We start from the raw sequence: 24,300 nt of genomic DNA on the forward strand, positions 1-24,300 counted from the left end.
CGACGCCATCGAGCAGGTGCCGGAGCAGCCCCGCTTTGCTGCCGAAATAGAAGAACACGGCGCCCTTGGTCAGGCCCACTGCGCGGCCGATTTGCTCGACCGGGGTCTGGCGATAGCCTTGGGCCACGAAAAGCTCGAGCGTCGCGGCGCCGAGGCTGGCCACGCTGGCCTGGCGCTGCTCGCGTTTGGTGGCTGGGCGCGATCGCGGCGGCGGCGAAGGTTCTGCAGCGGTATGCGGCATAGCGGCGGCCATTAGTCTCTCCCGCTTGCTTCCAAAAAGATACTTACTAGATAGTTAGTTTTTAATCAAAGAAACTGGGGTCAGTATTTTTTCACCATTGTCTCGCTCCCCAATAAAATGGGGCCCGCCGGTCAAGACCGGCGAGCCCCAAAACTAATGTATCGGCTCAGCCGATCAGCCCATCAGCCCACCATGGAGTAGCCGCCGCTGACGCTGACTACCTGGCCGGTGATGTTGCCGGCGACGGCGTCGGAGCCGAAAAAGAGCACGGCATTGGCGATGTCCTCGGGCTTGCCGATCTTCTTCAGCGGCAATGATTTGGCGATGCGCTCGAACTGTTCGGGCGTGAACATGCTGTCGATGTCGGTCCACATGCTGGCATCGCCCACGTCCTCGGCCTGGTCGGGCACGGTGATGCCGGGGCAGATGGCGTTGCAGCGGATGTTGTAGCGCCCGTTCTCCTTGGCCACGGTCTTCATGAAGCTGTTGATGGCCGCCTTGACGCCACCGTAGACGGCTTCCTGGGGCTCGCCCTGGCGGCTGGCGTCGGAGGAGATCGAGACGATGGCGCCCCGTTGCTGCTCGATCATGACGTCGAGCACGGCGCGGGTGCAGTTGAGCACGGCGTAGTAGTTGATCTTGATGACCTTGTCCCAGAACTCGGGCGAGGTGCGGGTGAAGAACATGCGCTCGTCCCAGCCGACGTTGTTGACCAGCACGTCGACGCTGCCAAAGCTATCCTTGGCCGCCCCCACCATGGTCTCGACCTGACCGAGGTCGGTGACGTCGGTTTTGACCAGTTGCACGCCGCCGGCCCCGGCCGCCTTGGCCTCCTCGACCACGCGGCCGCCCTGTTCGGCATCGAGATCGCCGATGGTGATGTTGGCGCCCTCGCCGGCAAAGGCCAGCACGATGGAGCGGCCGATGTTCGAGCCACCGCCGGTGACGATGACCGATCTACCTTGATATCCGAGATCCATTTTTTTTCGCTTTCCCTCGAGTTGGAAGAAGTCCCCCGCGTTGGATGGTTGGCAGAGGTAATAAAGGCTGAAAGCGGCTGGGCCAAGGGGATTCAGCCGCCGTCCTCCGGCCTCAGTGCACCTGGCGTTCGGAATCCCCCCAAAAGGCCGCCCTGATCGCCTTCTTGTCGGGCTTGCCCAACGCCGTCAGCGGCAGATCATCGGCGAACTCGACCGTCTTGGGGGCGTAGACCGGGCCCTTGGCATCACGCACCAGGGCGACCAGTTCCTCGGCGCTGGGGCTCGCCCCCGGCCTGGGCACGACGATGGCCTTGACCGCCTCGCCCCACTTTATCGTCGGGCACACCGATGACGGCGGCCATGGCCACTTCGGCGTGGCTGGTCAGCACGTCCTCGATCTCGCGCGGGAAGACGTTGAAGCCGCCCGAGATGATCATGTCCTTGGAGCGGTCGACGATGTAATAGAACCCGTCCTCGTCACGCTTGGCCATGTCGCCGGTGTGCAGCCAACCGTTGCGCAAGGTCTCGGCGGTTTCCTCGGGCCGCTGCCAATAGCCGTCCATGACCAGCGGCCCGCGCACGCAGATCTCGCCGGGCTCGCCCACCGCCACCTCGTTGTCGTCGGCATCGAGGATGGCGACTTGAATTCCGGCCAGTGGCGAGCCGCAGGAGGCGAGAAGATCCGGCCGGGCCGGATCGTGGTCCTCCATGCGCAGGCAGGTCACCGTGTTGGGCGCCTCGGTCTGGGCGTAGAGCTGGGTGAAGACGGGGCCGAACACCTCCATGGCCTCGACCAGGCGGCTCGGCGACATGGGGGCGGCGCCGTAGATGATCATCTCCAGGCTGGAGATGTCGGTTTCCTTCAAGGCCGGATGATCGAGCAGCACGTAGATCATGGTCGGCACCAGGAAGGTGGCGCTGATGCGGTGCTCTTCGACGGCCGCCAGGAAGCCTTCGGGCTCGAAGCCCGGCAGCATGACGACACTGCCGCCGCGCAACATCACCGGCACGATCATGGCGCCGGCAGCGTGGGTGATGGGGGTCGCGGTCAGCAGCCTGATCTGGCGTGGCCACTGCCATTCGGCCAGGGTGATCAAGGCGTTGAAGACCATACTGCGGTGCGGCAGCATGACCCCCTTGGAGCGCCCCGTGGTGCCGCCGGTGTAGGCCAGCCAGGCGACGTCGCCGGCTTCGGCCACCGGCCTCAGGGGTGCCGTTTCCTGGCTTGCCGCCAGTTCCAGGAGATCCCTGCCGAAGTCGGCCGGGCCGATCGTGAAGACATGCTCGAGTGCGGAACTCGCCGCCGCCAGTTCGCGCCCCCGTCCGGCAAAGGCCGGCACGTCGGCCACCAGGGCGCCGATGGCACCGTCTTCGAGGATAAAAACCTGGTCTTCCAGCGAGCCCAGCGGATGCAAAGGCGTATAGCGCACCCCGGCCATCAGGGCGGCCGAGGAAACCACGACGGCGTCGACGCGGTTGGAGGAAATCTGGGCCAGCGCATCGCCGCGCTTCAGCCCGGCCGCCGCGAAAGCCGCCACCATGCGGGCGATGCGACTTCCCAGTTCGCCATAGCTGACCGGCCCCTCGGCATCGACCAGCGCCGTGCGTTCGGGCCAGCGCTGGATGGCGCGGCAGATCAGGTCGGCATAGCTGCAGCCTTGGTGCAGCGGGAATTGTTCGGCCATGGCGTCCTCAGTCTGCCCAGTAAGGATCCCGGAGCTGGCGCTTGAGCACCTTGCCCAACGCGTTGCGCGGGAAGTCGTCGCGGAACTCGACGGCGGCCAGGCGCTGGTGCTTGGCCACGCGCTCGTTGACCCAGGCCTGGATGCTTGATTCGTTTGCTTCGCCCTCGCTTTCGGGAATGACCAGCGCCAAGGCGCTCTCGCCCCATTTGGCGTCGGGGATGCCGATGACCGTGACGTCGGAGACCGCCGGATGCTGGCCCACCACCTCCTCGATATCGGCCGGGAAGACGTTGAAGCCGCCAGAGATGATCATGTCCTTCTTGCGATCGAGAATGTAGAGGAAGCCGTCCTCGTCCAACTTGCCCACGTCGCCCGAGAGCAGAAATTCGCGCCCCCGGGTGTCGCGAACGAGAATTTTCGCCACCTCTTCGGGCCGCTTATGGAACCCCTCCATCTGGCCACCGCCGTAGCCGGCGATCTCGCCCACTTCGCCGCGCGGCAGCGCTTGGCCTGCCTCGTCGACGATCAACAGCTCGTAGCCCAGCACCGGCGTGCCCACCGAGCCCGGCTTGTCGGCGTGCTGGTGCGGCCGGATCATGGTGGCGAAGCCCTCGGAGAAGCCATACATCTCGAAGAGCCCGGGGCCGAGTTGTTCAAGCACCGCCTGTTTGGTATCGCCGCGCAAGGGCGACCCGCCGGACAGCATCATCCCGAGCGTGCTCAGGTCGAACCTCTCGATCTCGGGATCGGCCAGGATGGCGATGAACTGGGGCGGCACCATGAAGGTGTGGGTGATGCCTTCCTGTTCGACGGTCTCGAGGAATCCGCGCGGCGAAAAGGCCGGCATGGCGACCAGGGTGGCACCGACGAAAAGCGCCGGCAGAATCATCAGGAAGGTGCCGTTGGAATAGAGCGGCGTGGTCGCCAGGGCCCGGCTGTCGGTTGCGAAGCCGAGCTCGATGGCATTGGAATAGGACCAGTGCTGGCGCGCCCGGTGGGTCTGCACGATGCCCTTGGGGAGGCCGGTGGTGCCGGACGAATAGATGATGTTGAACTCGTCCGTCATGCGGTGGCGGATGTCGGGCGCGGATTCGGAAGCCGCCTCCAGCAGCGGCCCGAAGGGCCGCCAGCCCGTGGCTTGGCCGCCCTGGATGAAGAAACGCTCGGCGGCAATCTTGCCCAGCCCCTGCTTGACCGTTTCGATCTGGGGCTGGGTGTCGGCCGAGACGATCAGCGCCCCGGCATCGGCATCGTCGATCAGCACGGCCAGCTGCTCGGCCTGCAAGAGGCCGCTCAGCGGCACCACGGAGGCTCCCGACTTGACCACGCCGAGGATGGTCAAGAGCGTCGCCACGGTGTTGTTCATCAGCACCGCCACGCACTCGCCCCGCCCAATTCCCTGATCGTTAAGCGCGTTGGCGACGCGATTGAGGCCGGCGTTGAACTGGCCCCAGGTGAGGCGCTCGTCGCCGCAGACCACGGCTTCCTTGTGGGGGAAGTATTCGGCGTGACACGCCCAGACGTCAGGCAGGAATACCTGCGCCTCGCCCAGCTCCTGCATTGTTCACAATCTCCCTCCCCCCTATTCGGCTTGTTGTTCGACCAGCAGCGCGGCCTCTTCCGCCGCCGCGGCGCGGGCTTGGGGCGACTGGCAGATGGGGCTGTCGTGCATGGCGTGTAGATCGAGGTCCTCGGCGTTGCGCCAGCACATGGGATCCGAGGCCGAGACGTCGCCCTTGTAGAAATAGGCATTCGCCCGACAGCCCCAGCAGACGTCGGCATCGTCGCAGGTGGCGCACTCGCCCGTGACCTCGAAGTCGTAGCAGAGCTGCTTCGATCGGCTCGCCAGGATTTCCTTCAGCGGCGTCTGGTTGACGTTGCCGACTTCGAAGTCGTAGAGCACGGCGCAGGGCAGCACGCGGCCGTCCCAGGTGACGTGGAACTTGGAGCGGCAGTAGAAGCGGCCGCATTCGGTGGGGCCGACGCGCAGCCAGTGTTGGCCCAACTTCTCGGCCCGGTAGGCGTAGGCCCGGCGGATGTCGTCGAGGCTTGGTGTCAGTTCCGTGGCACCGCCCTCGCCGATGGGATGGTAGACGAACATGGGCACGTAGCCCGCCCCCATCTCGTCCACCAGGAAATCAAGCGTGCGCTCGATGGAGCGCGCCGCCGGCTTGGTCAGCGTCAGGCAGGGCATGATGCGGCTGGGGTGGAAGCCCGCCTCACGCAGGTTCTCGAAGGCCTTCAGCTTCATGCCCTGGACGCGCTCCAGGGTATGGGTCTGCATGAAGTCGTCCGCATCCACGGTGTCGAAGTTGATGCCCACGAGGTGGATGTTGGGCGTCTCGGCCAGGGCCTGGGCCACCCGCTTGGCCACGATGCCGGCCACGAAGACGCTGTTCGAGAGTCCCTTCTCGCCGGCATAGCCGATGATTTGTTGCCAGTCTGGGTGCAGGATGGGATCGCCGCCGCACCACTGGACCTGGCTCACCCCCGTCTCGGCCAGGTCGTCGACCAGCGCCAGCGCCTGTTCGGTGGGCATGTCGGCGCCCTTGAAATAGGGGCTCGAGGCATAGCAGTAGGTGCAGGCCCCGCCGCACTTCGACGTCAGCTCGAAGTCGACGATGCGCGGGCGCATGGCCTCGGCGGCATAGCGCTTGTTGGGACTGATGTAGCGGTCGAAAAAATACTTGCTGTCGGGAATGGGCTTGGAAATCAGGGATTCGGCCATTACGCGCCTACCTCGCTGGGGGCCTGTCGCAAGCAAAAAATCTAATGAATGATAGATTTTGCCGGCGCCCTGCGCAAGCCACGCCGAGGGCGCAAAAAAAGGCCGCCGGCCCCAGGGCCGGCGGCACGAAAAACGCCTGACTAGGCGTGACTAAGAGCTTTCGGCGGCAACCACCTTGCCGAAACGCAGCCATTTCTCGCCGTCGAACTTCTGCATCTGCATCGACTCGATGGGATAGAAGTCGTTCGGGCTGGTGCTGACCGTGATGCCGGGCAACAACATCGGCGAGCGGTATTTCCGCAGGCTCGCCGCCTCCTTCATGATGTTCTCGCGGGTCAGATTGTCGCCGCACTGCTTGAGCACCTGGACCAGGGTGTGCCCCACCGAATAGCCGTAGGCGTTGAAGGAATTGGTCTTGTCGCCGGAGGGGTAGTACTTGTCCATGAACTTGAGCCAGGCCAAGTACTCGGGATCGTTGGTCCACGACGGATCCGTGGGATCCATAAGGTAGGCCGTGGTGATGTTGCCCTTGGACTTCTCCAGGCCGGCCGGCTTGAGCACCGACGACACCGAGGACGACACCGAATTCAGCAGTTGCACGGGCCTCCAGCCGATGTCGTAAATCTTGCGGATGGCCTGCGCCGCGAACTTCGGAATGGCCACGTTGAAGAAGGTGTCGGCGCCGCTGGCCTTGAGGTTGATGACCTGCGAATCGACCGTGGGATCGGTCACCTCGTAGGATTCCTCGGCCACGATCATCTTGGCAGCGAGGGAGGGGCCGAGCGCATCCTTGAAGCCCTTGACGTAGTCCTTACCATAATCGTCGTTCTGGAACAGGATGGCGACCTTGGCATCGGGCTTGTTGATCTTCAGATAGTTGGCGGTGACCGCGCCCTCGGTCTGGTAGTTGGGCTGCCAGCCCATGGTCCAGGGGAACTTCTTGGGCTGGCCCCACTTGGTGGCGCCGGTGGCCACGAAGAGCTGCGGCACTTTCTTCTTGTTCATGTATTTGTGCACCGCCGAATTGGTCGGCGTGCCCAGGGACTGGAATATGAACAGCACCTTTTCCCTCTCGACCAGCTTGCGGAACTGCTCCTTGGTCTTGGGCGGGCTGTAGCCGTCATCGAGGGTGATGAACTTGATCTTGCGGCCGTTGACGCCGCCCTCGGCGTTGACCTTATCGAAGTAGGCCTTGATGACCTTGCCGATGGTGCCGTAGGACGAGGCCGGCCCACTGTAGGGATTGGTGTTGCCGATCTTGATCTCGGTGTCGCTGACACCGGGGCCATATTTCTTGTCGGCGTTGGCCGCACCCGCGGCCAGGACGACGCCGGCTGCCGCCGCCGCGGACACTGCATAGCGTAATGCCGTATGCATGGTTTTCTCCTCCTCTGTTTTCGTTCGGTTTTGTTATCGACGTAGTTCCAGCAATCTTACCGCTGCCGCTAATCCGCTGACGAACGGGAAAGGCGGGCCACCACGATCCTGACCAAACCGGCCGCCCCGGAGGGCATGACGTAGACCGTGAAGATCAGGAAAGCGCCATATACCGCCCATGACAACCCCTTGGCGTCGGTGCGGCCGAAGCTCTCGGCGATGGCCTCGGACCAGTTGGGCACCAAAAGGATGAAGAGGCCGCCGAAAATAGCCCCCGGAATCGAGGCCGTTCCGCCCACCACCACCCCCACCAGGATGGTCACGGCGAGGATGAAAGTAAAGCTATCGGGGGCCACGAACTGGATGACGATGCAAGCCAACGCCCCGGCAACACCAGTATAGGCGGCACTGACCCCGAAGGTTACCGTTTTGTAGAGCGAGGTGTTGATTCCCATAGAGGCGGCGGCGATGGGATTGTCGCGAATCGCCATCATGGCCCGGCCGGTTCGGCTACGGATCAGGTTGACAGCGCAGAAGAACAGCACCAGCAGAACCACCAGGGTGAAGAAGTAGAGCCACTGGTCGTCGTTGAGGAAGCCGACGGGCGATTCCGGCTTGTCCAGGTCGATGCCCTGGACGCCACCCGTGAAGTCTTGGAAATGCTCGTACTTGAGGATCTGCGGCATCGCCACGGCCAGGGCAAAGGTGGCCAGCGCCAGATAAAGGCCCTCCAGCCGTAGCGCCGGCAGGCCGAACAAGAACCCGGCGATGAAGCAAGTGATGCCGGCCGGCACCAGGGTCCAATAGTAGGCGATCTCCCAGCGCTGCATGAGGATCGCCGCGGTATAGGCGCCGATGCCGAAAAAGGCGCTGTGGCCCAACGAGAACTGGCCGTTGAAGCCGGTCAGCAAGTTCAAGCCCAGCACGGCGATGGCGTAAATGTAGGCCAGGGTCAGTTGGAAGACCGTGAAGTCCTCAACCAGGAAGGGCAGCAGCACGGCGATGGCCAGGCCGCCGACCAGCCAATAGCGCTGCCAGGTCACCAAGTCGATGCCGGCGATCTTGATCAAGCGCGCCGGATTCGCCAGCGGTGCGATGCCGCTGGCCGCCGAGGGGGCACTGATCTCCACGCTCATAGCTACACCCTCGCCACCACGACACGGCCGAAGAGGCCGGCCGGCCGCACCAGAAGCACCCCGACGATCAGCACCAGTGCCATGGTCAGCTTGAGCTCACTGCCGATAAGGTAGGTGCCAAAGAGGTTCTCCGCCACGCCGACCAAAAAGCCGCCGACGACGGCACCGCCCGGGCTAGTCAGGCCGCCGACCACGGCGCCGGCGAAACCGTAGAGCAGGATACCCAGCATCATGTTGGGCTCGAGGAAGACGACGGGGGCGATCATCATGCCGGCGACCGAGCCGATGGCCGCCGCCAGGCCCCAACCCAGCGCCAGCATCCAGCCCACGTTGATGCCCACCAGGCGGGCCGATTCCGGGTTGGCGGCAGCGGCCCGCATGGCCAGTCCCACGGACGTGAAACGGAAGAACGAATAGATCAGTGCCAGCATCACCAGGGTGACGCCGATGGCCCCCACCTGGTGCATGCCGATCAGGGTGGTGCCGAAGGGCGGATTTTCCGGGAAGGGACTGGGGTAGACCTTGATGGTGAATTCCCAGATGAAGCCGGCGAGGCTGTTGAAGACGGAAAACAGCGCAATGAATACGATGACGTGGCTCAATACCGGGGCATCGTGGATGGGCTTGAAGACGATGCGTTCGATGGCCACGCCGCCGATGAAGGAAAGCACGATGCACATGAAAAAAGCGATCCAGTAGGGAAAGCCCCATTCCATCATCTGCCAGGCCACGAAGGTCGAGAACATGGCCATCTCGCCCTGGGCAAAATTGAAGTGATCGATGGCCTGGTAGATCATCACCACGGCCAACGCCACGCTGGCATAGATGGCGCCGGTGGCCAGGCCGCCGAGTGTTTGTTGCAGGAACAGGTCCATTACCGCTTCTCTCCCCTGCCCTAGTAACCCAGGTACGACTTGCGTACGTTTTCGTCAGCCGCGATGTCGTCGGCCAACCCCGACATCACCACGCGTCCGGTTTCCAGCAGATAGGCGTGATCCGCCAAGTCTAGCGCCAGCGTCGCGTTTTGCTCGACCAGCAGCATGGAGACGCCCTGGTCCTGATTGATGGTGCGCAGAATTTGGAAAAGCTCTTCGACGATCAGCGGCGCCAGTCCGAAGGAAGGCTCGTCCAGCAACATCAAGCGCGGCCTGAGCATCAGCGCCCGGCCCACCGCCAGCATCTGCTGCTCGCCCCCCGACAGCGTTCCCGCCTGCTGCTGGCGGCGCTCCTTGAGGCGCGGGAAATAGCCGTAGACCTGCTCCAGGTCCTCGTCCACCTCGTCCTGGTTCTTGCGCAGGTAGGCGCCCAGCCGCAGGTTCTCCTCGGTACTGATGCGCACGAAGGTGCCGCGTCCTTCGGGCACGTGGGCAATGCCCTGGCGTACCACTGCCTCGGTCGAGCGCCCCACCAGGCCCTGGCCGTCGTAGGTCACCGTGCCGCTGACCTTGACCATGCCGCAGATGGCCCTGAGCGAGGTCGTCTTGCCGGCCCCGTTGGCGCCTAGCAGCGTCGTGATGCCGCCATCCTGCAGCTCGAAGCCGAGGCCGTGGAGCGCCTGGGTCTGGCCGTAGAAGGCATCCAGGTCGCGGACTTGCAGCAGCACGCTCATGTGTGTTTACCCGTTCCCAGGTAGGCCCGGATGACCTCGGGGTTCTGCTGCACCTCGGCCGGCGTGCCCTCGGCGATCTTGCGCCCGAAATCGAGCGTCACCACCTTGTCCGAGACGGCCATGACCAGGTTCATGTGGTGCTCCACCAGCAGCACCGTGAGATCGCGGCCGTCGCGTACCTCACGGATCAAGCGGCCCAGGTCGTCCACCTCTTCGTGGTTGAGGCCGCCGGCCGGCTCGTCGAGCAGTAAAAGCTTGGGCTGGCACATCAAGGCCCGCGCCAACTCGACCCGCTTCTGGGTGCCAAAGGGCAGGCTCACCACCGGGGTGTTGGCGAACTCGCGCAAGTTCAGGTAATCGATCAGTTCGAGCGCGGCATGGCGCATGTTGCCTTCCTCCTGCCTAACCCAAGGCAGACGGAGCGCATTGCTGAGGAAGTCGCTGCGGCCACTGGCATGGCCGCCCACCATGATGTTGTCGAAGACGGTCATGGAGCCGAAAAGCGCCAGGTTCTGGAAGGTGCGGCCGATGCCGATGGTGGCGATGCCGTGGGCCGCGGTTTCCTGCACCGAGTGGCCCTGGAAACGAATATCGCCGGAATCGTACTGGTAGAGCCGGCTGAGGCAGTTGAAGAACGTCGTCTTGCCGGCCCCGTTGGGTCCGATCAGGCCGACGACCTGGCCCTCGTCGACGGTAAAGGAAACTTCGTCGAGCGCCACGATGCCGCCAAAGCGCACCGAGATCTCGTCCACCTCGAGCAACGCGCCGGACCTAGCGTCGCTCATGCGCCACAGCCGCGACCGTTCCGCCACAGCGTCCCGATCCCGCAATTTACGGACAGAGCTTCACCGCGATGACACGCGACCACGCCGTCAACCCTCCCGATTGTCTTGCCTCTCAAGCGGTGCCGGCTTTTGCCGCCAGCTTCCCACCCATCAAACTGCCGGGACTGTTGCACAGCTCACCCAGTGCGTCAACGCAAGCGGCGGACGCCTCGGCAGGGCTGGCAATGCCTTGCCGCCTGACCCAAAAAAAGGGACCGCTGGCCCCCTCTGGAATGGCTTGACCACATGCCAACCATCGGATTCCTGTCGCCGCCGGCCTGGTTCGATCCCAGCCCGGCCGAGTTTCCCAGCGTCTGCACCGATGCCGTGCGGGTGCAACAGAGTCCGCTGTCGCTGCCCGGCTTCGACTGGCGCCTCGACAGCATCGCCGAGACCGAACCCGCGCTCATCGCCGCCGCGGCCACGCTGGGCGACATAGGCTGCGATCTGGTAGCCAACGTCGGCACACCCTTCGCCTGGGCCGGCCTGGCATCGGCGGTCGAGGCGCGGGCCCGACAGGAACGGCTGGCGGCCGCGGCCGGCGTGCCCGTGGTGATGTCGGGCATCGCCATCATCGAGGCCTTCGCGGCGCTGGGCGCCCGGCGCGTGGGGCTGGCCTGTACCTATTATTCCGACCATTGGCGCGATCGCTGGGCAGCCCTGGTGGCAGCCTCGGGCCTCGACGTCGTAGCTGCCCAGAACCTCAGCCAACAGGGCCTGATGGCAGAACACGACGACGCCGACCGCGACTTCTGGGCGCCCACGGCGGAGCAGATTTGCCAGTCCGTGCGCCGCCTGGCGGAGGCCGCACCGGAGGCCGAAGCCATCGCCATCAGCGGCGCCGGCTCGCGCACGCTGGCACTCGTCGCGGCGCTCGAGGCGGAAATCGATCGGCCCGTCTTCGGCTCCGATACGGCGCTCTACTGGGCCGCGGCAAAGGCGGCCGGTGTGACGTTGAAAACAGGGATTCTGGGTCGCCTGACGGATGCCTAAGAGCGAAATTTCATCGCCACCCATCGCGGTCGCCAACATCATTCTCTCCATGGGGCTGGTGGCTCTCGGCAACGGCCTGCTGTACGCCTACATCCCGGTAAAGCTCGCCCGAGAGGGCTTCGAGCCCTGGGTGGCAGGGGCCATCCTCACGGTCATGGCCGTCGGGGGATTGGCCGGCTGTCTGCTCACCGGCCCACTGGTGCACCGTGTCGGGCACGCCCGGGTGTTCGCCTCGATGGCGGCGACGGTGACCTTGTCCATCCTGATCATCACGCTGGGAACCGAGCCGGTCCTGTGGATGCTGTCGCGGACATTGTACGGGTTTGCCGCCGCCGGCCTCTTTATTGTCAGCCAAAGCTGGCTCAACGATGCCTGCGCGAACGAGTGGCGGGGCCGGATCATCGCCATCTTCTATATGACCTACGTCGTCGCCATCGGCGCCGGATCCTTTCTCCTGACGTTCGTATCACTGCAGGGCTTGCAGGGCCCGTTGCTCAGTATCTTCTTCACCACGCTGGCCATCCTGCCGGTGGGATTGACGCGACTGCGGACGCCGCCGCCGCCGGAAACCGTGTCGGTGGCGATCCGGGCGGTCTGGGGTATCTCACCGATCGGCCTGGTGGGGCTGTTTGCGGTCGGCGGCCTGACCATGCTGGTTCAAGGCTTCGCCCCCATCTACGCGGCGGCGGAAGGTTACGCCAAGGAGGATATCGCCCTTCTCCTGTTCCTCATGCAATTCGGCATGATCGGCATCCAGTTCCCGCTGGGTGCGCTTTCCGACCGCACCGACCGACGCTACGTTCTCATCGCAGCCTCTCTCTTGGTAATCCTGACGGCGGGGGTCGCCACCCAGATGGCCGGCACCACCCTGCTTTGGCTGATCCTGGTGTTCGCGGTCTGGGGCGGCGCCACGGAATCGATCTATGCCGTCGCCACCGCCCACGCCAACGATCGCGCCGAGCCACAATACTACGTGTCACTGTCCAGCACGCTCATGGTGGCCTGGTCGGTCTCGGGCTTCCTGTTGCCGGGACTGGCGACCGCGCTTACGCAGGTCGTCGGGCCGCGCGCCTTCATGTTCGTGGCGATCGGCGTCGCGGCCCTGTTTGCCGCATTCGTCATCTTCCGCTTGACGCGGCGCGAACCGGCACCGCAGGAAGATCAAGAACCCTACCAAGCCATCACGGCACAGGCACCTCACTCGGCCGAGCTGGCGCCCGAAGCTGCGGAAATGGATCCGTCCTGATCGCCAAGCGCCGTCCAGCGAACCCCGTATTCGCCGGCCGCATCGACCAGCCAGGCCCAGGCGGCGCGGGCCTGGCTGCGGCGAAACAGGAGGTCGAAACCCTGCTGGCGGCGGCGGGCGATGAAGTGAACGTGGCCGAGCTGGCTCTCGCGGCCGTCGCCGACCGCCAGCCCGGCGAAGTCGAGCGGGCAGCCCTTGGCCAGCACGTCCGGGGCCCGCTCCCCGCCCAGGTGCAACATCGCCCAGGCCGCCGAGACGTCGGTCACGACCAACCCGCCGGCCAGCTCGCCGGGCCCCAGCACCAGCCATTCATCGGGACCCAGGCAGAGCAGCGCGACACCCGCCGCTTCGGCCCCTTGGCCGACTTTGCCGGGCAGCGCCAGGCCCAGGGATTTCTCGACGGCCGTGAGAAAGGCCGGATCAGCGGCATCGCCCCGCAGCACCAACTTCGATACCGGCTCGCCTTCGCGCAGCTCGACCGCTGCTTCGTCCGTCGGCGGCACGCTGAGACCGGCAAAGGGTGAACCTTCAGCCATCGAGGCGTTCTCCATCGGGGTCGTAGAAGTGGTTGTCGCGAACACGCACCTTGAAACTGACGCCGGCCGTGGGGGCACTGACGTAAAGTTCCTCGCCGTGGCGGTCGTGACCGCCTGCCACCAGAGCCAGGGCGATGGGGTGGCCGAAGGTGGGGCTGAAGGCGTGGCTGGTGACGTAGCCCAGGATGGGCTGGGGGCCGATGCCGGGGCCGCCGACGATCTGGCTGCCCGGCGGGAACTGGGCCACCCCAGCGACCGCTTCGAGACCCACGAGCTGCTTGCGCCCGGCCGCCACCAACGCCGGCAGGCTGAGCGAGCGCTGGCCCACGCAGGCCTTCTTGCTGCTCACCATGCGAGCCATGCCGATGTCGCCGGGCGTGGTCTGGCCGGCCAGTTCGGGACCCGCCACGTGGCCCTTCTCGATGCGCATGACGCCCATGCTCTCGGTGCCGTAGGCGATCAGTCCGGCCTCGGCGCCGGCCGCCATCAGGCCCCGCCACAGCGCCAGGCCCTGGTCGGCGGCGACGTTGATCTCGAAAGTCAGCTCGCCGGTGAAACTCATGCGGAAAAGCCGGGCCGGAATATCCAGCACCGTACCCTCGCGAAAACTCATGTAGGGAAAGGCTTCCCGACCGACGTCGACGTCCGTGAGCGGTGCCAGGATATCCCGGGCGCCGGGGCCGGTCAGCGCCGCGGCGAACCATTGCTCGGTGACCGGCGCAAGGTAGACCCTGAGCTCGGGCCAGCGCACCTGCAGCAGGAATTCCATCCAGCGCAGCACGGCCTCGGCATTGGCCGTGGTCGTGGTCATATGGTAGTGCGAATCACCCAGCCGGCTGGTGACGCCGTCGTCGAAAACCCGGCCGTCGTCGCGCAGCATCAGGCCGTAGCGCGAGCGGCCCACGGCCAGGGTCTTCCAGCCGTTGGTGTAGATGCGGTTCAGGAACTCGCAGGCGTCGGGGCCCTGGATGTCGATCTTGCCCAAGGTCGTGACATCGACAAGGCCGGCGCCGGCGCGGACGCTTCCGACCTCGCGCTTGACCGCGTCGAGAATGCTTTCGCCCCCGCCCTCGCCCTTGTGGCGATAGCACTGCGGCCGCTGCCAGCCCGCCTCGACGATCACCGCGCCGTGCTCGATGTGCCACTCATGAGCCGCCGTCCGGCGTGGCGGATAACCCAGCTCGCCCACCCCCCGGCCGACGATGGCGCCGATGGTGGTGGGCAGATAGGGCGGCCGGAAGGTGGTGGTGCCATGGCCGCCGGGCTCCGTGCCGAGCACCATGGCCAGCGCCGCCAGGCCCGGCAGGTTCGAGGTGCGGCCCTGGTCCAGGCCCATGCCCAACGTGGTGTAGCGCTTGAGGTGCTCGACCGAGACATAGTTCTCGCGCGCCGCCAGTTCGATGTCGGCCACCGTCACGTCCATCTGGATGTCGACGAACTGGCGGCCGCGTTGCCCGGCCACCAGGGGCGGCTCGAGGGCGGCGTTCCAATCCGCCTGGGCCGCGGCCGCGGCCGTTTTTTGTTCGGGATTGTCGCCGACCGAGCCGTCCCCGAACCCGGCATCACAGGCCGCCGCTGCCCCGGCCCGAGCGCCCTCGTCGAGACACCCCACCAGGTCGAAACGGCCGTTGCAGGCACCCACCGAGCGGTTGGCCTCGATAGCGCCGTCGGGCACGAAGGCACCGTCCCGGAAGCTCAGCCTGCCGCCGCACTGGCTGTGCAGGTGCACCGCCGGCGTCCAGCCACCGGACATGGCCAGCAGATCGCAATCGATATCGCCGACCGAGCGGACGCGGATGCCCGAAAGCCCCCCTCGCCCGCGCGTCGCCGTGACCACCTGGCCCACATGGTGGGCGATGCCGAGATCGCCGAGCCGCCCGGCGAGCTCCCTATCCACGCTCTCGCGCCGATCGACCAGGGCCGCCACCTCGGCCCCGGCGGCGGCCAGCGCGAAGGCCGTGTCGTAGGCGCCGTCGTTGTTGGTGAAAACCACGGCGCGGCGGCCCGAGACCACGCCATAGCGCTCCAGGTAGGTTCGCACGGCGCCGGCCAGCATGATGCCGGGCCGGTCGTTGTCGGGGAAGGTGAGCGGCCTCTCGTAGGCGCCGGTGGCCAGCACCACTTGGGCCGCGCCGAGGTGCCAGAGCCTGAGCCGCGGTGCGCCCTCGCCGCGGCAGCGCTCCGCCGCCAGCAGGAAATTGTTGTGGTAATAGCCCACCACGGTGGTGCGCCCGAGCAGGCTGAGGTTGGCCTCGCCTTCAAGATCCGCGGCAATCGCGCCATCGTCGATCAGCAGCACCCGGGCACCGGCCCGGGCGGCGGCCCGGGCGGCGGCCCGGCCGCTGGGGCCGGCGCCCACGACGGCCACGTCGGTGTGGGCATGGCGGTGCTCATAGCGCTCGGGATCGGGTGCCTCGGGCACCCTGCCGAAGCCGGCGGCCTGGCGGATGAAGGGCTCGACCAAGTGCCAGGCGCGCTGGCCGATAAAGGTCTTGTAATAAAACCCGGCCGGCATGAAGGGTTTGAGCAGGCCGATCATGGCGCCGGCGTCGAAGCCCAGAGAGGGCCAGCAGTGCTGGCTTTGGGCCACCAGACCGGCCTCGAGTTCGACCCGCGTGGCCTGCGTGTTGGGCTCGGCCAGCTGCCCGCGGCCCAGGCGCACCAGGGCGTTGGGCTCCTCGGCCCCGGCCGCCATGATGCCGCGCGGCCGGTGGTACTTGAAACTGCGCCCGACCAGCCGCACACCGGCGCCGAGCAGCGCCGAGGCCAAAGTATCGCCGGCAAAACCCGTGTAGGACCGGCCGTCGAAACTGAAACGCAGCGGTTGGCCGCGGTCGACGGTGCCAAGTTCGGCATGGCGCCAGGGGCCGCTCATGAGGCCGCCTCGGCGTCCAGGTCGAGGATTCGGTTGCTGGCGGTATCGCGGCCGACGACGATCCAGCGGCGGCAGCCGTGGGCGTGGTACCAGCGTTCGCGATGCGCCCCCTTGGGGTTGTCGCGAAGATAGAGGAAAGCGGTCCACTCGGCGTCCGACATGGACGCGGGGGCCTGGGGGTCGGAAGGCTCTGCCACCGTGGCGTCGCCGCCATACACGAACTCGGTCTCGTCGCGGGGGCCGCAGTGGGGGCAAGGGATGCGCAGCATGGCCGGTTCCTAGTGGGCGTTCGGCGTGTTGCCGGCGCCGCGCTCGCTGTAGATCTGGCCCTGCGAGAAGCGCTCCAAGCTGAAGGCCGCGTTCAATTCGTGCGGTGCGTCGTTGGCCATGGTGTGGGCGAACACCCAGCCCGCGCCCGGCGTCGCCTTGAAACCGCCGTAGCACCAGCCGCCGTTGAGGTAGAGGCCTTCTATGGGCGTTTTCGAGATGATCGGGCTGCCATCCATGGACATATCCATGATGCCGCCCCAGGTGCGCATCAGGCGCAGCCGGCTAATCACCGGGAATTGCGCCAGGGCGCCGGCCAGCACGTGCTCGATGGTGGGCAGGCTGCCGCGCTGGGTGTAGGAATTGTAGCCGTCCAGGGCGCCGCCGATCAGCACCTCGCCGCGATCGGTCTGGCTGACGTAGGTGTGATAGGCGCCGGACGAGACCTCGGTGTCGAGGAAGGGCTTGACCGGTTCGCTGACCATGGCCTGCAGCAGGTGGCTCTCGATGGGTAGCCTGAGGCCGGCCAGGGCGGCGACCCGGCTGGAGTGGCCGGCGACGCAGATGCCGACCTTGGCCGCCTTGATGGCGCCGCGGCTGGTCTCGACACCGGTGACGCGCCCGCCATCACGGCTGATCCCGGTGACCTCGCAGTTCTGGATGATGTCGACGCCCAGGCGATCCGCGGCCCGGGCAAAACCCCAGGCCACGGCGTCGTGACGGGCCACGCCGCCGCGCGGCTGCATGAGGCCGCCGAGGATGGGAAAGCGGGCTGTGGCCGAGACATCCAGCGCTGGCACGCGCTTTTTGAGCTCGGCCCGATCCAGCGCGATGGCGTCGATGCCGTTGCAGCGCATGGCGTTGTAGCGCCGCGCCCAGCTCTCCCATTCGCCCTGGTTATGGAAGATGTTGATGACGCCGCGCTGGCTGAACATGAGATTGTAGTTGAGCTCGCGCGCCAGCCCCTCCCAGAGCTTCAGCGAATGTTCGTAGAAGCGGGCGTTTTCATCCAGCCAGTAGGTCGAGCGCACGATGGTGGTGTTGCGCCCGGTGTTGCCGCCGCCCAGCCAGCCCTTCTCCAGCACGGCGACGTTCCTGATGCCGTGGTTCTTGGCCAGGTAGTAGGCCGTGGCCAGGCCGTGGCCGCCACCTCCAATGATGACGGCGTCGTAGGCCGGCGCAGGCTCGGGGCTGCGCCAGGCCGGCGGCCAGATCGAGGCACCGGTGACGGCGTTGCGAACCAGACTGAACAGCGAATAACGCATACCTCGGCGACCCCCGGCGGCCGTCAGATGATCTGGCCCAGGAATTCCTGGGTCCCCGAGAAAGACGGCAAAAAACCAGTGCGCTGAGTGTTCCGGTCCCGGGGCCGAGAGTCAAGAAAGGGCGGCCACCAGGCCGAAAGTGCTTCAGGCCACCGTCCAATAGGGCTCACGCAGCAGGCGCTTGAGCACTTTGCCAAGGGCGTTGCGCGGGAATTCGTCACGGAATTCGACGCCGATCAGGCGCTGATGCTTGGCCAGGCGCTGGTTGGACCAGTCCCGGATTTCGGCGCCGTCCGGCGTTGAGCCATCACGCGGGATCACCAGCGCCAGCGCGCTTTCGCCCCACTTCTCGTGCGGCACCCCGATGACCGTGACGTCGAGCACCTCGGGATGTTGGCCGACGATGCTTTCGATGTCGGCGGGAAAGACGTTGAAGCCGCCCGAGATGATCATGTCCTTCTTGCGATCGAGAATGTAGAGGAATCCATCCTCGTCAAGCTTGCCGATGTCGCCCGAACGCAAATAGGTGCGGCCGGCCGCATCGCGCCAGATGCTGGCCTCGGTCTCTTCCGGCCGGCCATGGTATTCGCTCATCAGGCCGGCACCGGTGCTGGCGATCTCGCCGGCCTCGCCGGGCGGCAGCTCGAGGCCATCATCGTCGATGATGCGGATGTCGAAGCCCAGCACCGGCGTCCCCACCGAGTCCGGCTTGAGGGCGTGCTGATGGGGCTTGATCATGGTGGCGCAGCCCTCGCTGAAGCCGTAGAGCTCGGTGAGGTTGGGGGTCAGCCGCTGCAGCACCTCGGCCTTGGTGTCGGGCCTCAGCGGCGAGCCCGCCACCAGCACGGACTCGAGGCCGGAAAAATCGTGATCGTCAAGGCCGGGCTCGGCCAGGGTGACGATGAACTGGGTCGGCACCATGAAGGTGTGGCTGATGCCTTCGCGGGCCAAGGTTTCGAGGAACAGGCCGGGGCTGAACTCGGGCAACACCACCAGCGTGGCGCCGGCGAACAGTGCCGGCAGCACCATCAGCCAGGTGCCGTTGGAATAGAGCGCCGTCGTCGTCAGCACCCGGGCCTGGCTGTGGAAGCCGAGTTCGACGGCATTCGAGTAGGCGAAGTGATGGCGCGCCCGGTGGCTCTGCACGATGCCCTTGGGCAGGCCGGTGGTGCCGGACGAATAGATGATGTTGAAGGGATCGCTAAGGCTATGAGAGACCGCCGGCATGTCGCTGCCGGCCCCGGCCAGGAATTCTTCGTAGCCCTGCCAGCCCGGGCCGGAAAATCCAACAGCGACGAAACCATCGGGCCGGATCTGGTCCAGGCCGCCCCGGATTTCCTCCACCATGGCGCTGTATTCGGCCGAACAAAAAAGCGCCGAGGCGCCGCAGTCGTCAATCAGCGTGGCCACCTGTTCGGCCGTCAAAAGGCCGCTCAGCGGCACCACGCAGGCGCCGGCCCGGACGATGCCGAACATGACCTCGAGGATCTCGACCGAGTTGGCCATCAGCACCACGATTTTGTCACCGCGGCCCATACCGGCGGCGATCAGGGCGTTGGCCAGACGCGACATGTTGGCATCGAAATCGCCCCAGGTGCGCCGCACCGGGCCGCAGACCACCGCCTCCTTGTGCGGGTAGTAGCGGGCGTGGGTGTGCCAGAGCTCGGGCAAGTAGACCTGGGCGTCGTCGATGGGCATGGCGCTCTCAGTCTTTGCGGTTGGCATCGCGGATGCTGCGCCGGCCGGCGTTCATCTCGGCCATCAGCTCGATGGTCTCCGGATCCACCATGACGTCGCAGAAAAGCGTGCGCTCGTCGGCCAGGCCCTCGGCCAGCGGCCGGCTCAACGAGCCCCGCACCAGGCGCTTGATGTTGGCCAGCGCCCGGGGCGGCTTGGCCGCCAGTTCATGCGCCAGTTCCAGCGCCCGGGCCGCCACGTCGCCGTCCACACATTCCGCCACCAGGCCATAGTGCGCCGCCTCGACCGGGCTCAGCGTGCGGCCCTGCAACATGAGTTCGAGCGCCCGGGCCTCGCCGATCAGCCGCGCCAAGCGCTGGGTGCCACCGGCGCCGGGCAACAGGCCGATGTTGATCTCGGGCAACCCGAGCCAGTAGGGCCCGGCGGCGGCGAGACGAATGTCGCAGGCCAGCGCCAACTCGAAGCCGCCGCCCATGGTGGTGCCGTTGAGGGCGGCGACGAATGCCACGGGCATGGATTCCATGCGCCTGAGGCAAACGTGGTAGGGCGATTCGGGGACGCTGCGCGAGGTATCGAAGGTCAGCTCCCGGGCCGCCATGGCGCGCGCCGTTTTTTCCAGCACGCCGACGTCGTAGTGGCGCACGAAAACGCCGTCGAGGCCGCCCGTCAGGACAACGGCCCGGATGCCGGCGTCGCTCTCGACGCGGTCAAGCAGCGCCGCCAGTTCGACCTCGGTGTCGGCATCCATATATCCCTCGGGCGGGTTCGAGATGCGGGCGATCAGCACCGCACCTTGCTGTTCCGTGGAGATCTGCGTCATGGCGGTTTTCGTCCTAGAGATTGCTGTAAACAGCGCTTTCGAAATCGAGGTATAGCCCATACGACTTGGCGTCGACGAAAGGCAAAATCTGGGTCATGTAGGCGCCGCCGATGCCCCGGGCCGGGTCGATCCAATAGTAGCAGTTGGCCAGGCCGGCCCACGACAGGCTGCCGGCCGAGCGGCCCGTGGACGCCTGGTCTTGGTTGATCATGCAAGCCAGGCCCCAGGTCTTCTCGATACCCGGCAGCATGTCCACGTCGTTGGAATAGCCGGGCATGGCCGTGGTCATCGGGCCCACCCGGCAATCCCCCATCTGGTTGCGCGACAAATCCGCCACCGTCTCGGGCTGCAGCACCTGCCGGCCGCCGGCACGGCCCTGGTTGAGGATCATGCGGATGAATTTCAGATAGTCCTCGAGGTTGGAATAGAGCCCGCCGCCGCCCATCTCGAACTCGGGCTCGGCCACCACGGGACGTTCGATCGGCTCGAGCCCGCCCTCGGCGTTGCGGGCGTGGGTGGTGGCCATGCGGGCGCTCATCTCCGGCGTCGGCCGGAAGGCGGTGCTGGTCATGCCCAGCGGTGCGAAGATGCGGTCCTGCATGAATTGGCCGAGCGTTTGGCCGCTCACCGCCTCGACCATCTTGCCCGCCCAGTCGATGCCAATGCCGTAGTTCCAGCGCTCGCCGGGATCAAACAGCAGCGGCAGTTCGATCGCGGCGTTTTGCCGCGAGGCCACCGGCGGAAGATTCATGGCCTCCTGGTAGCGCATGATCTCGGCATTCCAGAAATCATAGCCCAGGCCCGAGGTGTGGCTGAGCAGGTGGCGCAGCGTCACCGGCCGCACAGGCGGCCGGGTTCGTGGCTGGCCGGAATCGTCGAAACCGGTCAGCACCTCGACCCCGTCCAGGTGCGCCACCACCTCGCCGGCCGGCCAGTCGAGAGCGAGCCCGCCTTGCTCGACCAGTTGCAGCGCCGCGACACTGGTGAGGGCCTTGGTCATCGAGGCGATCCAGCCCACCGTATCGGGTGTCATGGCGACGCCGCCGCCCCGTTCGCGCTCGCCGAAGCCGGCCTGGTAGATGGTGCCGTCCGCCGTGGTCACGGCGGCCACGACACCGGGAACGTCGGCCCGGGCAACAGCCTCCGAGAGCAGTGCGTCGAGTTTAGCTTTCAGCGCCATGGTCTCGTCTCCCCGCCCGCGGGAACATGCCCGTGCTGATGAATTCCATCACCTCCTCGCCGTGCTGGTTAAGCACGGTGGTTTTGGCGGTGACGAAGCCGACGTCGGGACGGCTGGTCGAAAGCTTGGTTTGCAGAACCTCCAGGCGCACCGACAGCACGTCGCCGGGGTAGACGGGCTTGAGCCAGCTTAGCCTTTCAAGGCCAGGCGAGCCCAGCGAGCTGCCCCGTTCCTTCAAATCGGCGACCAGCATGGACATGGTCATGGCGCAAGTATGCCAGCCGCTGGCGCAGAGCCCGCCGAAGAGCGAGGCCCCGCCCGCTTCATGATCCAGGTGGAAGGGCTGAGGATCGTATTTTTCGGCGAACTCGATAATTTCCTGCTCGCTTACCTCGTAGGCACCAAAGCTGCGTACCTGCCCAACCTCCATCGTTTCGAAAGCCACATAATTGGCTTTGGCGGTGGTCTGCGCGGCGTTCATCCCGCCTTGATCCCTTGCAGATGGGCCAAAGCCTCGGGGTTGGCCAGCGCCGAGGTATCGCCCGTTGGCTGGTCCAGCAGGACCGCGCGGATCAGCCGGCGCATGATCTTCATGGACCGGGTGCGGGGCAGATCGGCGACCAAGTGGATGTGTCGGGGCCGATAGGCCCGGCCCATGCCGGCGACCACGGCGGCCGACAGGGCCGGGCCCAGATCGTCGCCATCGTGGCCCTGCTTGGGCACGGCAAGGATACAGATGACTTCGCCGGCGCGCTCGTCGGGCAGGCCGATGACGGCGACCTCGGCGACCTTGCCCGTGGCCACCACCAGCGCTTCGATCTCGGCCGGGCCGGTGCGCTTGCCGCCGATCTTGAAGGTATCGTCGGAACGGCCGAGCAAATACCAATAGCCGTCCTCGTCGATGGCGGCGAAATCGCCGTGGCGCCAGGTATCGGGAAAATCCTGCCAATAGGTTTCCAAATAGCGTTCATCGCCGCCCGGGCCCCAGAAGCTCTTGGTCAGGCCGATGGAGGGTTGGGTCATGACCAACTCGCCCACCTCGCCCGGCGCCACCGGTTGCCCGTTGTCGTTAAAAACGGCGGCGCCCGAACCCAGGGAGGGGCCGTTGAAGGCGCAGGGTTTCTGCGCCAATACGGTGGCACCGGTGACGATGGAACAGCCGATCTCGGTGCCCCCCGATATGTTGATGATGGGCAGCCGGCCGCCGCCGACAACCTCGAACAGCCATTGCCAGGCATCGGGCGTGGCCGGCTCGCCCCCCGATATCATGACCTTGAGGGACGAGAGGTCGTGCTGGTCCGCCAACTCCCGCCCCAGGCTCATGGCGGCGCGGGCGGCGGTGGGCGCAATGCCGAAGTGAGTGACCTGGTAGTCCTCGATCAATTGCCAGAAGCGGTCCGGCCGGGGACGGTCGGGCGCCCCCTCGGCGACCAGCAAGCGCCCGCCGGCGTAGCTCGGCGTCACCGCCGTCAGGGCGCCCACCATCCAGCCGAAGTCGCTGAGCCAGAAGAAACAATCCTCAGCCGTGAAATCCAGCATCAAATCGAGATCCAGGGCCACCTTGGTCAGGAAACCCACATGGGTCTGGATGATGCCCTTGGGTTTGCCGGTGGTGCCCGAGGTGAAGGCCAGCGTCAATGGGGCCTCGGCCGGCAATTCCGCCGTCGCCACGGGAGCTCTCTGGCCGGCCACCAGATCGTGCCACCAGTGATCGCGCCCGGCCTTCATCTCGAGCGCCACTTCGCCGGCCATATGGTCGACCACGATGACCGCCTCGACCGAGGGCGCCTCGCCTATTGCCTCGTCGAGCGCCGCCTTCATGGGCGAGGCGAACCCCCGGCGCCAAGTGCCGTCGGCGGTCACCACGACCTTCACGTTGCCTTCATTCAAGCGGGTGGCAATGGGGCTGGGACCGAAACCGGAGAACAGCGGCATGTTGACGGCGCCGATCTTGGCGCAGGCGAAAAAGCCCACGTAGACTTCCGCGATCATGGGCAGATAGAGGCCGACGACATCGCCAGCACCAACGCCCAGCTCAATAAGCGCCGCGGCCAATTGGTTAACCTCGGCATCGAAGTCGGCATAGCTGAGAGTGCGGCTGCGTTCGTCCTCACCCTGCCACTCGATGAATGGCTGGTGCCAAACCAACGTGTCCCGGTGTTTCTCGAGGCAATTGAGGTAAAGATTGGTGGTGCCGCCGACACACCAATCGGCCCAGGCCTTGCCCCGGCTGACATCCAGCACCGTGTGGTAAGGCTGGTAGAAACGGATCTCGAGAAATTTCAACAAGCCATGCCAAAACCAGCCCGGATCGTCCAGCGAGCGGGCGTACAAGTCGTGATAGTCCGCGGCTCCCATCTCACGGATCAGGGCGGTCAGACGGCTGGCCTCGAGCCGCTCCTCGCTGGGCCGCCAGACGATTTCCGATGTTTCAGCCATGGCAACCTCCTACCCCCTCCGCCGGCGCTTGGCAACTTCCGCCAAAATCGCCTGGCCGGGGCGCCGCCGCCGGGGGCAAGCCGCAGCGCCTCGCGGCGGCCGAAGCCATGGCAAGCCGGCTCCCGGACCTGCGGCGAGCCCCAAATCCTGCCGTGATTGATGGAGAGTTGCCCAGGTACTCGGTTGGGACCGCTCTCCTATGTCGGCTTGGGCCCCAACTGCGGGCCATTCGGGCTGGCTGCCGAACTGTCGCGAATAGCCATTGGACTAGGGCCTGTTGACATTTAAGGGATTCCCAAGAGCGTCAAAAAGTGATTCAAACTTCCTTTTGCAAGGAGGTTTTGATGAACACGGGACGTTTCGTCATCAGGGATGAGGTCTGGGAAAAGGTTTCCCCCCAT

General features: G+C 65.9%; 20 protein-coding genes and 1 pseudogene. 2 read left to right on the plus strand and 19 right to left on the minus strand.

All coding sequences use genetic code 11. The annotated features are described in order from the left end of the window. From QGG75_02990 to QGG75_03035, 10 genes and pseudogenes are all read right to left on the minus strand, one after another. On the minus strand, window positions 1-253 hold a 253-nt coding region (locus QGG75_02990), incomplete at its 3' end, for a helix-turn-helix domain-containing protein (protein MDP6066211.1). Window positions 254-423: 170 nt separating this feature from the next. Then, on the minus strand, window positions 424-1,221 hold the full coding sequence (locus tag QGG75_02995; protein ID MDP6066212.1) for an SDR family oxidoreductase: 798 nt from the start codon (window positions 1,219-1,221) through the stop codon (window positions 424-426). A gap of 112 nt (window positions 1,222-1,333) precedes the next feature. Continuing rightward, a pseudogene (locus QGG75_03000) lies at window positions 1,334-2,906 on the minus strand (AMP-binding protein). A 7-nt stretch (window positions 2,907-2,913) separates the two neighbouring features. Further along, window positions 2,914-4,467, minus strand: coding sequence for an AMP-binding protein (locus QGG75_03005; GenBank protein ID MDP6066213.1), 1,554 nt, complete (start codon window positions 4,465-4,467; stop codon window positions 2,914-2,916). A 21-nt stretch (window positions 4,468-4,488) separates the two neighbouring features. Next, on the minus strand, window positions 4,489-5,634 hold the full coding sequence (locus QGG75_03010) for a radical SAM protein (GenBank protein MDP6066214.1): 1,146 nt from the start codon (window positions 5,632-5,634) through the stop codon (window positions 4,489-4,491). A gap of 150 nt (window positions 5,635-5,784) precedes the next feature. Continuing rightward, window positions 5,785-7,011 (minus strand): ABC transporter substrate-binding protein, encoded by a 1,227-nt coding sequence (locus QGG75_03015; protein MDP6066215.1) that lies wholly within the window; start codon window positions 7,009-7,011, stop codon window positions 5,785-5,787. A gap of 68 nt (window positions 7,012-7,079) precedes the next feature. After that, window positions 7,080-8,147 carry a branched-chain amino acid ABC transporter permease gene (locus tag QGG75_03020; GenBank protein MDP6066216.1) on the minus strand — a complete coding sequence of 356 codons (1,068 nt, stop codon included), beginning with the start codon at window positions 8,145-8,147 and terminating at the stop codon, window positions 7,080-7,082. Between the two features lie 2 nt (window positions 8,148-8,149). Then, on the minus strand, window positions 8,150-9,022 hold the full coding sequence (locus QGG75_03025; protein ID MDP6066217.1) for a branched-chain amino acid ABC transporter permease: 873 nt from the start codon (window positions 9,020-9,022) through the stop codon (window positions 8,150-8,152). 20 nt (window positions 9,023-9,042) lie between these two features. Further along, a complete protein-coding gene (locus QGG75_03030; GenBank protein MDP6066218.1) occupies window positions 9,043-9,756 on the minus strand; it encodes an ABC transporter ATP-binding protein in 714 nt (237 codons plus the stop codon). Continuing rightward, window positions 9,753-10,541: an ABC transporter ATP-binding protein gene (locus QGG75_03035; GenBank protein ID MDP6066219.1), complete on the minus strand. Its 789-nt coding sequence runs from the start codon at window positions 10,539-10,541 to the stop codon at window positions 9,753-9,755. The genes QGG75_03030 and QGG75_03035 overlap by 4 nt, the downstream gene beginning before the upstream one ends. A 285-nt stretch (window positions 10,542-10,826) precedes the next feature. Here QGG75_03035 and QGG75_03040 point away from each other — a divergent pair, with 285 nt between their 5' ends. Further along, entirely contained in the window at window positions 10,827-11,573 is a 747-nt protein-coding gene (locus tag QGG75_03040) for a hypothetical protein (protein ID MDP6066220.1), read from the plus strand. Next, entirely contained in the window at window positions 11,566-12,819 is a 1,254-nt protein-coding gene (locus QGG75_03045; protein ID MDP6066221.1) for an MFS transporter, read from the plus strand. Before QGG75_03040 ends, QGG75_03045 begins: the two co-directional genes overlap by 8 nt. Here QGG75_03045 and QGG75_03050 read toward each other — a convergent pair. The 9 genes from QGG75_03050 to QGG75_03090 form a co-directional block, all read right to left on the minus strand. Beyond that, on the minus strand, window positions 12,771-13,355 hold the full coding sequence (locus QGG75_03050) for a sarcosine oxidase subunit gamma family protein (GenBank protein ID MDP6066222.1): 585 nt from the start codon (window positions 13,353-13,355) through the stop codon (window positions 12,771-12,773). The genes QGG75_03045 and QGG75_03050 overlap by 49 nt on opposite strands. After that, a complete protein-coding gene (locus QGG75_03055; protein ID MDP6066223.1) occupies window positions 13,348-16,230 on the minus strand; it encodes a 2Fe-2S iron-sulfur cluster-binding protein in 2,883 nt (960 codons plus the stop codon). The genes QGG75_03050 and QGG75_03055 overlap by 8 nt, the downstream gene beginning before the upstream one ends. Continuing rightward, window positions 16,227-16,499: a sarcosine oxidase subunit delta gene (locus tag QGG75_03060; GenBank protein ID MDP6066224.1), complete on the minus strand. Its 273-nt coding sequence runs from the start codon at window positions 16,497-16,499 to the stop codon at window positions 16,227-16,229. Before QGG75_03060 ends, QGG75_03055 begins: the two co-directional genes overlap by 4 nt. Before the next feature lie 9 nt (window positions 16,500-16,508). Beyond that, window positions 16,509-17,762 (minus strand): sarcosine oxidase subunit beta family protein, encoded by a 1,254-nt coding sequence (locus QGG75_03065; GenBank protein ID MDP6066225.1) that lies wholly within the window; start codon window positions 17,760-17,762, stop codon window positions 16,509-16,511. 144 nt (window positions 17,763-17,906) lie between these two features. Then, window positions 17,907-19,460, minus strand: a complete 1,554-nt coding sequence (locus tag QGG75_03070) for an AMP-binding protein (protein MDP6066226.1) — start codon at window positions 19,458-19,460, stop codon at window positions 17,907-17,909. A 7-nt stretch (window positions 19,461-19,467) separates the two neighbouring features. After that, window positions 19,468-20,280, minus strand: a complete 813-nt coding sequence (locus QGG75_03075; protein ID MDP6066227.1) for an enoyl-CoA hydratase/isomerase family protein — start codon at window positions 20,278-20,280, stop codon at window positions 19,468-19,470. A gap of 13 nt (window positions 20,281-20,293) precedes the next feature. After that, window positions 20,294-21,460, minus strand: a complete 1,167-nt coding sequence (locus QGG75_03080) for a serine hydrolase domain-containing protein (protein ID MDP6066228.1) — start codon at window positions 21,458-21,460, stop codon at window positions 20,294-20,296. Beyond that, window positions 21,444-21,941, minus strand: a complete 498-nt coding sequence (locus QGG75_03085) for a MaoC family dehydratase (protein MDP6066229.1) — start codon at window positions 21,939-21,941, stop codon at window positions 21,444-21,446. Before QGG75_03085 ends, QGG75_03080 begins: the two co-directional genes overlap by 17 nt. After that, complete coding sequence (locus QGG75_03090) at window positions 21,938-23,899, minus strand: AMP-binding protein (protein ID MDP6066230.1); 1,962 nt, start codon at window positions 23,897-23,899, stop codon at window positions 21,938-21,940. Before QGG75_03090 ends, QGG75_03085 begins: the two co-directional genes overlap by 4 nt. Window positions 23,900-24,300: the final 401 nt, after the last annotated feature.

The sequence above is a fragment of the Alphaproteobacteria bacterium genome, assembly GCA_030740435.1.
Lineage (GTDB): Bacteria > Pseudomonadota > Alphaproteobacteria > UBA2966 > UBA2966.